We start from the raw sequence: 12,092 nt of genomic DNA on the forward strand, positions 1-12,092 counted from the left end.
GCCCGCACGGGCGGACGCCGGGGCGGCGCCCCGCTGCCGGCGGCCGGCGCTACGAAGCGTCCCCGACCACGTCACCGTCGGCCGCGCCGTCCTGGACGCGGTGGGAGACGCCGGCAGCCGCTGGATCTCCCCCGAGCTGACCGAGCGGGGCCTCGACCCCCGGGACGGCGTCCGCTGGGTCGCCGTCGCGGGATCCACCGCGCCCACCCACGCGGCGGAGGCGACGCCGGGCCTGGAGCGCGCGGTGCGCTCGCTGCTGGAACACCGCACCTGCATCGAGGCGTTGACCGACCAGGATCCCGAGGACCAAGGGCCGTAATTCCCGGAGGATCAGCGCGCGGCGTCAGATGCGGTGCGTCGCAAGGCGGAGGGTCGTCCTCATACTGGGCGTATTCGGGCGATCCGACAACGCGGCGTGGGGGTGCCCCCTGCTCGAAGAGCTTGGGGGAGTGCCGTAGCTGTCGTCGCGCGCCCGCCGGGGATCACGGGACAGCCCTTATGCACGCGGGTTGCTGACCGCGAGCGCCGAGGCGGCGGGGGAGCGGTTCGGCGGGAGACCGGCGGTGGCGTTCGAATGGTTCGGCCGCTGAGGGAGCCCGCCGCCTAGGATGATCGGCACACGGGGCGGCGGAGCGGGGGAGCGGATGACCGGCACGGACGACCAGGAAGCCCTGGCACGGCGATTCGAGGAGCACCGCGGCCGACTGCGGGCGGTGGCCTACCGCATGCTCGGCTCGCCGGCCGAGGCGGAGGACGCCGTCCAGGAGGCCTGGCTGAGGCTCACGCGCACGGACGCCGGCGCCGTCGAGAACCTGGGCGGCTGGCTGACCACCGTGACGGGCCGGATCTGCCTCGACCTGCTGCGCACCCGGGGCACGCGCGGCGAGCAGCCGATCGACGAGACCTTCGTGCCGGACCCCGTCGTCCGGCCGCTCACCCGCACCGACCCGGAGGAGGAGGTGCTCCGGGCCGACTCGGTGGGCTTCGCCCTGCTGATCGTCCTGGAGACGCTCCAGCCCGACGAGCGGCTGGCGTTCGTACTGCACGACCTGTTCGCCGTGCCGTTCGACGACATCGCGCCCGTCCTGGAGCGCACCGCCGCCGCGACCCGGCAGCTCGCCAGCCGTGCCAGGCGCCGCGTCCAGGGCGCCGCCCCGCCAGCCGAGACCGACCTCGGCCGGCAGCGGCGGGTGCTGGAGGCCTTCCTCGCCGCCTCGCGCGGCGGCGACTTCGAGGCGCTGGTCGCGGTCCTCCACCCGGACGTCGTGCTCCGTGTGGACGCCGGCGTCCTGGCGCGCGGCGCCGCCGCCTCCAAGGTGGTGCACGGCGCGAAGACGGTGGCCGCCCAGGCGCTCACCTTCTCCCGGTTCGCGGCCTCCGCGCGCCTGGCCCTGGTCAACGGCACGGTCGGCCTGGTCAACGCCCCGGAGGGAGGGCCGGCGTCGGTCATGGGCGTCACCGTCGCCGACGGCCGGATCACCCACATGTACATCCTGGCCGACCCGGACCGGCTGGACCGGCTGGGTCCGGCCGCCGGCACGGCGCACTGACCGGGCCGCACGGGCCGGCCGTTCCGGGCCGGCCGTTCGGGAACGGTCCGTGGGCCGGGCCGGAACCGCCGCACGCGGCGCCGGGTGTCCGTCCGGCCGTCCGCGGCCCGCCCGGCCGTCCGGGCGTGCCTCGCAGGTCAGTAAGGTGGACGCCATGTCAGATCAGACGGATGACCGGCTCGACGGGGCCCGGCTGCGCGGCGACTGCGCCGACTGCTTCGGGTTGTGCTGCGTCGCCCTGCCCTTCGCCGCCTCCGCGGACTTCGCCCTCGACAAGCCCGCCGGCAAGCCCTGCCCGAACCTCCGGGACGACCACCGGTGCGGGATCCACACCGGGCTGCGGCAGAAGGGCTTCACCGGCTGCACGGTCTACGACTGCTTCGGCGCCGGGCAGAAGGTCTCGCAGATCACCTTCGGCGGTCAGGACTGGCGTACCGGGCCCGCCGGGCAGGCGCGGCAGATGTTCGAGGTCTTCCCCGTCGTACGGCAGTTGCACGAACTGCTCTGGTATCTGACCGAGGCGCTCGCCCTGCCCGCGGCCCGCCCCCTGACCGCCGGGCTGCGCGAGGCCCTGCGGAAGACCGAACAGCTCACCCTGCTGCCGCCCGACGAGCTCGTCGCGCTCGACGTCGGCGCGCACCGGCGGGACGTCGACGTGCTGCTGCTGCGCACCAGCGAGCTGGCCCGGGCCGGGACGCGCGGGAAGAAGAAGGACCGGCGTGGGGCGGATCTGGTCGGCGCCCGGCTGAAGGGCGCCGACCTGCGCGGGGCCACCCTGCGCGGCGCCTGGCTGATCGCCGCCGACCTCACCGGCGCGGACCTGCGAGGCGCCGATCTCATCGGCGCCGACCTCAGGGACGCGAACCTGACCGACGCCGACCTGACCGGCGCGTTCTTCCTGACCCAGCCGCAGCTCGACGCGGCCCGGGGCAGCGCCGGCACCCGGCTGCCGGCGTCACTCGTCCGCCCCGCGCACTGGACAGCGCGGAGCTGAGCCGCCGCCGTCGTCCGGGACCGGTACGGCGTCCTTCCCGACGGCGGCCGTCCGCCGCTCCAGCCGCAGCCGCAGACCCTCGGGCATGAGGGTCAGCCGCTCGGTGATCCGCAGCCGGTAGCCGGGGTCCGCGTGCAGGTCGTAGCGGCGCAGCAGCAGGCCGAGGACGAGCGTCGCCTCGTGCAGCGCGAACTGGCGGCCGATGCACGCCCGGGCGCCGGTGCCGAACGGCTTGAAGACGTGCGGCGGACGGGCCCGTACCGCCTGCGCGTCGAAGCGGTCCGGGTCGAAGCGCTCCGCGTCCGCGCCCCACACCTCCGGGTCGCGGTGCAGCATCGGGGTGAGCACCAGGGTCCATGCGCCCCGGAGCATCGGGTGCTCGCCGGCCAGCACCGTGTCCTGCCGGGCCTCGCGGGCGAAGGCGGGCGCGGTGGGCCACAGCCGCAGCGACTCGTCCAGCACCCGGCGCACGTAGCGCAGCTTGGCCACCTGCTCGTAGCCCGGCGCGGCCGTGTCGCCCCAGACCCGGTCGACCTCGGAGCGGGCGCGGGCCGCGATCCGCGGGTGCTGGGCGAGGTAGTGCAGCGCGAAGGACAGCGCGCCGGAGGTGGTCTCGTGGCCGGCGACCAGGAAGGTGATGACCTGCCGCCGCACGTTCAGCGGCGACAGCCGCTCGCCGGTCCCGGGGTGGGCGGTCTCCAGCATCCGGTCGAGCAGGTCGCCCCCGCCGCCCCCGTCCGCGGCGCGCCGGGCGCGCACCAGCTCGTCGACCGTGCGGTTGAGGTGGTCGATGTCGGCGGCGTTGCGGCGGCTCGCGGCGCGCAGCAGGTACGGGGCCAGCGGGGCCGGCACGGTGTTCAGCCGCTGGGCGTAGGAGAGCGTGCCGACCATCGCCGTGACGAACGGGTGCGGGCGGGAGCGTTCGAACGAGCCGAAGTCGTGGCCGAATCCGGTCCGCGCGATCGTCTCCAGGGTCAGCTTGGTCATGTCGCCGGGCACGTCCACGGTGCGGCCCGCGGCCAGTTCGCGGTCCCAGTGGGCGGTGAGCCGGTCGGCCACGTCCAGCATCATCACGTGGTAGCCCGCCATCGCCTCGCGGCTGAAGCCGGGGGCCAGGACGTCGTGCGCCAGCTGCCAGTTGGGCTCGTGGTTGTAGGCGGTGAACAGGCCGTCCCCGGCGACCGGACGCAGGTTGGCGACGCCGAGGCCGACGTGCTTGGCGAAGCGCGACTCGTCCGCGAGGTCGGCGGCGTACCGGGCGCCCCAGACGAACACGAACTCCTTGCCGAAGATCCTGCGGCGGAAGACGGGGCCGAGATCGCGGGCGTAGCGCATCGAGTCCTGCAGCGGATTGCGCCGGTCGGCGCCGAGCACGTCGCCGAGGAGGGGGAGCCGGCGCGGCGGGTGCGGAATGCGGTGCAGCTCGGGCCAGCCCTGCTCCGCGCCGCGGAACCCCTTCGGCAGCCCGGTCCCGGCCCCGGTCGTCGTCTGTGCCATGCCGCGATCTCCCCGATCCTCGCTCCGGCGGACGTCCGCGCCCGGCCCGCCCGCCGCAACGTGTTGTACGTGGGTTCAATAGCGCGTTTCAGTCTGGTCCCGTTGTTGAACCGGCGTCAAGTACAGTGCGGACATGGCCGCGAACCAGGGGGAGCAGCGCACGCGCCGTCGGCTCAGCACCGAGGAGCGCAGGGAGCAGCTGCTCTCGGTCGGGGCACGGCTGTTCTCGGAGAGCCCGTACGACGACGTGTGGATCGAGCAGGTCGCCGAGATCGCCGGAGTCTCCCGGGGGCTCCTCTATCACTACTTCCCGACCAAGCGGGACTTCTTCGCCGCCGTCGTCGAACGCGAGAGCGAGCGGATGCTGCGGATGACCGCGGCGGTCCCCGGGGTGCCGGTGCGCGAACAGCTCTCGGCCGGCCTCGACGCGTATCTGGAGCACGTGCGGGCGCACGCGCACGGCTACCGCGCCTTCCATCGCGCCGACGCCGCGGGCGACCAGGCCGTGCGCCGCGTCTACCGGCGGGCGCTGGCGGCGCAGGAGCGGCAGATCCTGGCCGCGCTCGCCGCGGACCCCGAGTTCGGCCCGCTCGCCGCGGGGCGTACCGAGCTGAGGATGGCCGTCCGTGGCTGGCTGGCCTTCACCACCGCCGTCTGCCTGGAGTGGCTGCGCGGGTCGGACCTGGACCGTGAACAGGTCCGTGATCTGTGCGCGCGGGCACTGCTGGGCGTCCTGAACGCCTGAGCGAAGCGCACGGGCCGTCCGCGCCGGAGGCTCCCGAGGCGCTCCGGCGCCCGGTCCGCGCGCGCTCCGGCGTGCTTCCGCGCGCCGCCCTCGCCTGGTTGGCGTGCGTGCCGGACTCCTATAGGTTAGGGAAGGCTTACCTAATGAGGAGGTTCCGGATGGGTGACAGTCACACGTGGACGGCGGAGCCCGGCGCGGCGCAACGGGCCCGGTCGGTGCTCGCCGTCGCCTGGTCCTGCACCGTCAGCGCCGAAGGCCGCCCGGAGGAGTTCACCGGCGCGCACAGCGTGACGGGGGACGGCCGGGTGCTCCTGCGCGCCCCCGAGGACAGCGCCCTGGCCGCGACCGCGCTGCTCGCCCCCCGGGGCGAGATGCCCGCGCTGCTGGAGTTCGCCGACGTCGCGCCCGTCCCCCTGCGCAGCCGGATCCGGGCCCGGCTGCGGCTGGCCGGCCGCTTCACCCGCGCGGGCGACGACCTCCTGTTCCAGCCCCTGCGCGTGGTGCTGCGCCGGCCGCCCGGCGCGGTCGTGGTCGACCCGGCCGACTTCACCGCCGCCGCGCCCGACCCGCTGGCCACGGCCGAGGCCCGGCTGCTCACCCACCTCGCCGACGCCCATCCCGACGCGGTCGAGCGTCTCACCCGCCTGGTCGGGCCCGACAGCCTGCACGGCGCGGTGCGGGTACGGCCGCTCGCCGTGGACCGGCACGGCCTGACCCTGCGCGTCGAACGCGCCCGCACCGACGGCGACGTACGGCTGCCGTTCCACGCGCCCGCCGACGACGTCGCCGAACTGACCGAACGCGTGCACGTGCTGCTCGCGCAGGCGAGCAGGGCCTCCTGCCCGCGCGCCCTACAGCGGCAGCGCACAGACGGCGACGGGTGAGGCGAACGGCTCACCGGCCAGGCGCAGCGTGCCGTCGGCGCCGTCCACGCGGAAGACGGTGACCGTGCCCGACTTCTGGTTCGCCGCGAACAGCAGCGCCCCGTCGGGCGAGAAGGCGATCTGACGCGGGAAGTCACCGGCGACCGGCACCGTGCCGAGGAGCCTGAGCCGGGACCCGCCCGCCTCGACGGCGTAGCGCCCGAGGGTGTTGTGGCCCCGGTTGGCGAGGAAGGCGAACCGGCCGTCGGCCGTGACCAGGATCTGCGCCGGATAGTTCGTGCCCTCCCCGGCGCCCGTGGCCTGCGGCTCGCCGATGGCCAGCCGCCCGGTGGGCGGGTCGTAGGCGCACACCGTGACGGTGTCGTCGACCTCGTTGGCGAGGTAGGCGTACCGGCCGCCGGGATGGAAGGTCAGGTGGCGCGGCCCCGCGCCCGGCCTCGCGTGCGCCTGGGAGACCTCGGTGAGACGGCCCGTGCGGGTGTCCAGGCGGTAGGTGTAGACCGTGTCGGTGCCGAGGTCGACGGCCAGGACATGGCCGCCGTCCGGGCTGGTGACGATCTGGTGGGCGTGCGGGCCCTGCTGCCCCGGCCCGGGCGGCGGGCTGGAGTGCGTCACCAGGTCGGTGCGCTCGCCGAGCGCGCCCGAGCGCCCGATGGGATGCACCGCGACACTGCCGGACTGGTAGTTCGCGCTCAGCAGCCAGCGCCCGCCGGGATGCACGGACAGATGGCACGGCCCCGCCCCGCCGGTGGCGCGGGCGCCCAGCACCGCGCGGTCGGCGAGCCGTACGGCGGTCACCGCGCCGTCCTGGCTCTCGTCGACCGCGTACAGGGTGCGGCCGTCGGGGTGCACGGCGAGATAGGACGGGTCGGCCACACCGGTCAGGGTGCCCCGGCCGGTGACGGCGCCCGAGGCGGGGTCGTACAACGCCAGGCCGATGCCCCGCCCGCCGCCCGCCGCGGAGGTGTAGGTGCCCAGGTACAGGGGGCGTGGGCCGGACGGGCCGCGCGCCGGTCCCCGCTCGCGCGCCGCCGGTTCCGGCGCGGGCGGCGCGTCGGCCGCGGACGGCGGCGCCGCCGGAGCCGGGATCCCCGCCACCGCGGCGACCCCCGTCACCGCGCCGACGAACCGGCGCCTGCTCCAGCCGCGCGACACGCCTGCCCCACCGTCCATGTCCGCACCCCAAGGTCGTCGACTGTCCCGGTCCCGACCGATACCTTGGCCCGGACCGCCCCTCGACTGCAAGACCGGCAACAGGCGTTGCGTGGGACGCAATGGAGCCGCGGCCCGCCGCGCCGGCCGCCCGTGCCGAGCCGCGTCGTCGGGCGCGGGAGTCCGTGCCGTGCCATGCCGTGCCGTCGGGCGCGCGAGCGTCCGAACCGTGTCACCCGGCGTCCCGCGCGCCCGCGCACCCGGCGGAGTCACGCGGCACGCCGCCGCCTCACCGGGCGCGGCGTACGGCGTCCTCCGCGTCCCGGCGCCGCTTGACCGGCGCTCCGAGGCGGTCCGCGATCCGGGTCAGCCGCGACCTGCGCTCACGCTGCTCCCGCGTGTGCCGGTCCAGCTCCTCCAGCAGCCGCTTCGACCGGTGCTCGGTGTCCATCTCGTCGATGATGCGGTTCACCTCGGTGAGCACGGCGCCCTGCAGCTGCCACTGGCTCGCGTCCCGCTGCACCTCCTCCAGCAGCGACTGCGCCAGCTTGTCCCGGGTGGCCGCCGCCTGCCGCAGCTCGGCGGCGAGCCGGGACTCGGCCGACTCGGCGCTCACGCTCACATCGGTGGTCACCAGCACCGCGTAACTGACCACCGCGTCGGAGATCTCGCACAGCAACTGCTGCACCACCGGGCCCGTGTGCGGTGAGAACAACGGGTCGGGCTCGCGTTCCTTGGCCAGGTCGGTGAGGCTGCGCGCCAGGACCCGCAGGACGACCGTGCAGATCTCCAGCGTGTCCAGACCGGTGCGCAGCACCACCCGGTGCAGCAGACCCTCCCGCACCCGCGGGTTCAGCCGCAGGCTGTCCTCGGCCTGCCGCAGGGCCGCGTCCACGTCGGCGATGTCGTGGTCCAGGCGGCGCGCCTCGTGCAGCCGCTCGGCCGCCTCCTCCACCGGCGTGCCCCCGGTCACCTGATCGCCCATGTGCAGCATCAGCTGCCGCATCCGGCGCGCCAGCCCCTCGATCGACTCGCCCGCCTGCTCGGTCCACAACGGGGGCGCGAGCAGCAGGTTGCAGGCCATGCCGACCACCGCGCCGATCAGCGTCTCCACGATCCGCGCCCACGCCGTGCTGCCGACGGTGGTGACGCCCAGCACGAGCATCGCGCTGATCGCCACCTCCGCCACGAACTCGTCCACCCGCACCAGGTGCCCGACGGCCAGCCCCGCCAGGATCACCAGGGCGAGGCTCCACCACGTCAGTCCCACCAGGAGCGAGAAGGCGATGGCCACGATGACGCCGGCCACCACGGCGTTGACCCGGCGGATGCTGGTGGTCAGGGTCGCGAACAGCGTGACCTGGACGACCAGCAGGGCGGTCAGGGGGGCGGTCAGCGGGGCCGGCTCGGGGCTCAGCCACTTCGCGAACACATAGGCGATCGTCGCCGCGACCGTCGACCGGAACGCCTGGACGACCACCGGATCGCGGTGCCGCCGCACCAGTCCCACGAGAGACGAGAACCACTCACGTACACCTTGCATCCCTTGCGCTGTTCCCCGTTCGCATCCGTATCGAACATGATCGGCCTACGGTGCGACCGTCCGGGGCGGGTGCCGCGCTCAGGCGTACAGCTTGTCCAGGAAGGCGGCCAGGTTGTTCCTGGTCCGGTCGATCTGCTCCGCCAGGGTCAGGCTCTCCTCGAACCGGGTCCCGGAGTCGGGGACCTTCCTGCCGCGCACGTACAGGGAGCAGGCGAGGTCGGTGCACATGTACAGACCGACCGAGTTGCCCTCGCGGCCGGCCGCGCCGGCCTTGCGCGCGGTCATCAGGGAGACCCCGCCGCCCGGGTGCGTGGTCAGGCACAGCGAGCACATGCTGCGGTGCAGGAAGCCGCGCTGCGAGGACGGGAAGCGCAGGGCGATGCCCACGAGCCGGCCCTCGCGCTCGGTGACCAGATGGCTGCGGTCGGGCGCGCCCGGATCGCGCCACCCCAGGAAGTCCAGGTCGTCCCAGGGGCGTTCCTCCAGGTCCCGGGGCACGGACAGGCGCTTCGCCTCGCCCTTGGAGCAGTTGACGAACGAACCGCGGATGTCCTGCTCGGTGAGGGGTCTCATGGGATGGCTCCTGCCGGATCGGGGCGCTGTGCCTAAGGGCTTTAGTCACCGACCTAGGGTAGGCAGGGCGCGGGGCCGGGGGCCAGTGAATTACGGGGTGTACCGGTCACCTCGGACAGACCGGGGTTCCGTATCCTTGGCCCGCAACGCCCCGAGAATGGGACACGTCTTAATTTATTGCGTGGACTAAGGGGTCGAATAAGTCGCGTCCAAGCGGCCCGCGGCGGTATGTTGCAGGTCGGGCAGGGTTCGGACAAGGGAGCCACATGGCGGGGCGGAACGGGCGCACGGTGCGCGATCTCAGGCGGGCCAACCGCACGGCCGTGCTGCAGCGGCTGTACTTCGACGGACCCCTCAGCCGCTTCGAACTCGGCCCGGCGACCGGCCTGAGCTCGGGTTCGATCAGCAACGTCGTCGCCGACCTGGTCGCCGACGGACTGGTCGAGGAGGCCGGCAGCGTCGACTCCGACGGCGGTCGGCCGCGCACCCTGCTGCGGGTGGCCCCGGGCAGCGGTCACATGATCGGCGTGGACGTCGGCGAGACCCGGGTCCGCATCGAGCTGTTCGACCTCACCCTCACCGAACTCGCGCGTGCCGAACGGCCGCTGACGCCGCAGCGCTACGACGTGGACGTGATCACCGGGCACATCCGGGACGGGATCGCCGAGGTCCTGGGCACGGCGGGACTGGCGCCCGAACGGCTCCTCGGCGTCGGCATCGGCGTCCCCGGCATCGTCGAGCACACCCCGGACCGGGGCGCCGTCGTGCACGGCCAGACCATCGGCTGGGACGCGGTGCCCCTGGAGGCGCTGCTGCGCACCGACTCCCGGCTGCCCGACAGCGTCCCGTACTTCATCGACAACGGCGCCAAGACGCTGGGCCAGGCCGAGATGTGGTTCGGCGCCGGGCGCGGCGCGGGCAACGCGGTCGTGGTGCTGTTCGGCTCGGGCGTCGGCGCCTGCCTGGTCACCCCCGAGGTGGAGCGCGGCCGGGCCGTGGAGTGGGGGCACCTGACGGTCCGCGTGCGGGGACGGCGCTGCCGGTGCGGCGCGCTCGGCTGCCTGGAGGCGTACGCCGGGGCGGAGTCGCTGCTGGCCCGCTGGCGCGAGGAGGGCGGGCGTCCGCCGCGCGACACCGACGAGGAGACCGCGCTGACCGCCATGCTGGCCGCCGCCTATCCGCCGGAGGGCGCCGCCGCCGACCCCGTCGCGCTGGCCGTCCTGGAGGAGACCGCCGAGTACCTCGGCGCAGGCCTGTCCGACCTGATCAACCTCTTCCAGCCCGAGCGCATCCTCATCGGCGGCTGGGCCGGCCTGCAACTGGGCTCCCGTTTCCTGCCCGCCGTGCGCCGCCACGCCACCGCGTACTCACTGCGCCACCCGGCCGGGAACGTGACCGTGGACCTCGGCCGGCTCGGTCCGGACGCGGTCACCGTCGGCGCCGCGATCCTGCCGCTGGCCGACTTCTTCACCCGGGGCGGCCGGCGCGCCGAGCCCGCCCCGCAGGACCGGCTGCCCGCCTGGCGGACCGCGCTGGAGGAGCGCAGGGCCTGACCGCGGTCGCGGTGCCGGATCGGTGCCCGGACACGGCGCCGGGGTGCGGATCCGGCACCGCCGGGCGGTAGGTTTCGCAGGTCATCGCGGAGGTACCCGCGCGTCGCCCCGTGACCGCAGGGGCCCTCTGACGCGAAGGGAGCACCCCGTGACCGACGACCACCGTCGCGAAGCGCCCGGCGAGAACGGCGCGCCCGTTCCCCGTGACATGCCGGACCAGCAGGCCCAGGGCGGCGAGGATCCCTGGGAGGCCGCCGACCGGACCGCCGGGCCCGGGGGTTCCCGCTCCGAGCCCGGCGCGGACGAGGACGCGACCCCCGGCGGCGAGGACGTGCCCGGCACCGACGAGGCGGGCTCGGGTCCCCGGGGCGCACCGCGCTCGGGGTCGGCGTACCCGGAGGAACAGCCCGTGCCGGAGGAGCCGTCCGGCTGACCCGCCGTCCGCCCGACCGCACCGGCCCCCGACGCGGCCCACCCCCGCGTCGGGGGCCGGCCGCGTCGGGGGCCGGTGCGGCTCAGCCGACCTTGCGGCCCCGCATGGGCTCCGTGTCCGCGCCCTCGCCGCGCTGCAGCCCCTCCAGGAACTCCTGGACGACCTCGATCGCGGTGTGCCGCGGCTGCCAGCCCAGCTCGGTGTGGGCCCGGGTGCAGTCCAGCAGGGGAATCCGGAGCACCGCGTCGAACAGGTGCGGTGAGGCGGGCAGCAGGTGCAGGCCCCAGGCGGCGGCGATCGCCGACCGGGCGGCGGCGCGGGGCAGGCGCACCGGCCGGGCGCCGAGCAGCTCGCCGAGCACCTTGGCGTCCAGCGGCGGGTCGGCGGCCAGGTTGAACGCCCCGCGCACCTCGCGGTGCAGCGCGAGCTGGTAGGCCCGGGCGCCGTCGTCGGTGTGCAGGGCCTGGACGCGCAGGCCGGGGATGTCCGGCAGGAACGGCAGCAGCTCCGGCCGGGCCAGCGGCCCGGGCAGGAACCGGCCGCCGAAGATGCGCCGCTGCTCGCTCGCCGACTCCGCCTTGAACAGGAAACCCGGGCGCATCCGCACCACCCTGATGTCGGGGTGGTCCCGTTCGAAGGTGTCCAGGGTCCGCTCCAGGTACGCCTTCTCACGGGTGTACGCCGCGTCCGGCCAGCCGTGGGTCGGCCACGACTCGTCCACCGCTCGGTCCTTGGGGCCCGGAGAGTACGCGCCGACCGAGGAGGCGTGCACCAGGACCGGCACCCGGGCGGCGGCCACCGCCTCGAAGACCCGGATGCTGCCGAGGACGTTCGTGCGCCACGTCGTCGCCGGGTCGTGCGTCGGCTGGAACGCCCATGCGAGGTGGACGACCGCGTCCGCGCCCTCGAACTGCCCGGCCAGACCGGCCTGCTCGGACGAGACGTCGACCGCCGCCCACTCCGTCTTCGGCGGCGACCACCCGGGGATCCGGCGGGCCAGCCCCCGTACCGAGGCGACCTCCGGGTCCTCGGAGAGCAGACGGACGACGCTGGTACCGACGTTGCCGGTGGCGCCCGTGACGACGATCCTGCTGCCCGCAGCGCTGCTCACCTTGGGGCTCCTCTCGGCCGGGGCTGACGACGCGCACCCGAGTACCCGGTCCCCGCC

11 protein-coding genes and 1 pseudogene are annotated in these 12,092 nt (G+C 74.9%); 7 read left to right on the forward strand and 5 right to left on the reverse strand.

The genetic code is table 11. From position 1 onward, the window contains the following. Positions 1-7 precede the first annotated feature (7 nt). From ACH5A8_RS23830 to ACH5A8_RS23840, 3 genes and pseudogenes are all read left to right on the forward strand, one after another. Positions 8-304, forward strand: a pseudogene (locus ACH5A8_RS23830) (PIG-L family deacetylase); the annotation flags it as partial. A gap of 304 nt (positions 305-608) precedes the next feature. Beyond that, complete coding sequence (locus ACH5A8_RS23835; protein WP_399005053.1) at positions 609-1,550, forward strand: sigma-70 family RNA polymerase sigma factor; 942 nt, start codon at positions 609-611, stop codon at positions 1,548-1,550. A gap of 154 nt (positions 1,551-1,704) precedes the next feature. Then, positions 1,705-2,544: a pentapeptide repeat-containing protein gene (locus ACH5A8_RS23840; RefSeq protein ID WP_399005055.1), complete on the forward strand. Its 840-nt coding sequence runs from the start codon at positions 1,705-1,707 to the stop codon at positions 2,542-2,544. Here the strand turns inward: ACH5A8_RS23840 and ACH5A8_RS23845 are convergent. Continuing rightward, positions 2,506-4,041, reverse strand: coding sequence for a cytochrome P450 (locus ACH5A8_RS23845; protein ID WP_399005057.1), 1,536 nt, complete (start codon positions 4,039-4,041; stop codon positions 2,506-2,508). The genes ACH5A8_RS23840 and ACH5A8_RS23845 overlap by 39 nt on opposite strands. A 133-nt stretch (positions 4,042-4,174) precedes the next feature. Here ACH5A8_RS23845 and ACH5A8_RS23850 point away from each other — a divergent pair, with 133 nt between their 5' ends. Both ACH5A8_RS23850 and ACH5A8_RS23855 read left to right on the forward strand, forming a co-directional pair. After that, entirely contained in the window at positions 4,175-4,786 is a 612-nt protein-coding gene (locus tag ACH5A8_RS23850; RefSeq protein ID WP_399005059.1) for a TetR/AcrR family transcriptional regulator, read from the forward strand. Positions 4,787-4,944: 158 nt separating this feature from the next. Further along, complete coding sequence (locus ACH5A8_RS23855; protein WP_399005061.1) at positions 4,945-5,670, forward strand: DUF2470 domain-containing protein; 726 nt, start codon at positions 4,945-4,947, stop codon at positions 5,668-5,670. On the opposite strand, the gene ACH5A8_RS23860 is transcribed toward ACH5A8_RS23855, so the two are convergent. The 3 genes from ACH5A8_RS23860 to ACH5A8_RS23870 form a co-directional block, all read right to left on the reverse strand. Then, positions 5,638-6,843 carry a lactonase family protein gene (locus ACH5A8_RS23860; protein WP_399005062.1) on the reverse strand — a complete coding sequence of 402 codons (1,206 nt, stop codon included), beginning with the start codon at positions 6,841-6,843 and terminating at the stop codon, positions 5,638-5,640. The genes ACH5A8_RS23855 and ACH5A8_RS23860 overlap by 33 nt on opposite strands. 268 nt (positions 6,844-7,111) lie before the next feature. Beyond that, positions 7,112-8,365 (reverse strand): aromatic acid exporter family protein, encoded by a 1,254-nt coding sequence (locus ACH5A8_RS23865; RefSeq protein ID WP_399005063.1) that lies wholly within the window; start codon positions 8,363-8,365, stop codon positions 7,112-7,114. Positions 8,366-8,443: 78 nt separating this feature from the next. Then, positions 8,444-8,938 (reverse strand): FBP domain-containing protein, encoded by a 495-nt coding sequence (locus ACH5A8_RS23870; RefSeq protein WP_399005065.1) that lies wholly within the window; start codon positions 8,936-8,938, stop codon positions 8,444-8,446. A gap of 266 nt (positions 8,939-9,204) precedes the next feature. Here ACH5A8_RS23870 and ACH5A8_RS23875 point away from each other — a divergent pair, with 266 nt between their 5' ends. Together ACH5A8_RS23875 and ACH5A8_RS23880 are read left to right on the forward strand one after the other, a co-directional pair. Then, positions 9,205-10,491, forward strand: coding sequence for an ROK family protein (locus ACH5A8_RS23875; RefSeq protein ID WP_399005067.1), 1,287 nt, complete (start codon positions 9,205-9,207; stop codon positions 10,489-10,491). Between the two features lie 208 nt (positions 10,492-10,699). Then, positions 10,700-10,924: a hypothetical protein gene (locus ACH5A8_RS23880; protein WP_399005318.1), complete on the forward strand. Its 225-nt coding sequence runs from the start codon at positions 10,700-10,702 to the stop codon at positions 10,922-10,924. A gap of 82 nt (positions 10,925-11,006) precedes the next feature. On the opposite strand, the gene ACH5A8_RS23885 is transcribed toward ACH5A8_RS23880, so the two are convergent. Beyond that, a complete protein-coding gene (locus ACH5A8_RS23885) occupies positions 11,007-12,035 on the reverse strand; it encodes an SDR family oxidoreductase (RefSeq protein WP_399005069.1) in 1,029 nt (342 codons plus the stop codon). Positions 12,036-12,092 lie beyond the last annotated feature (57 nt).

The sequence above is a fragment of the Streptomyces sp. NPDC018610 genome, assembly GCF_044391765.1.
Lineage (GTDB): Bacteria > Actinomycetota > Actinomycetes > Streptomycetales > Streptomycetaceae > Streptomyces.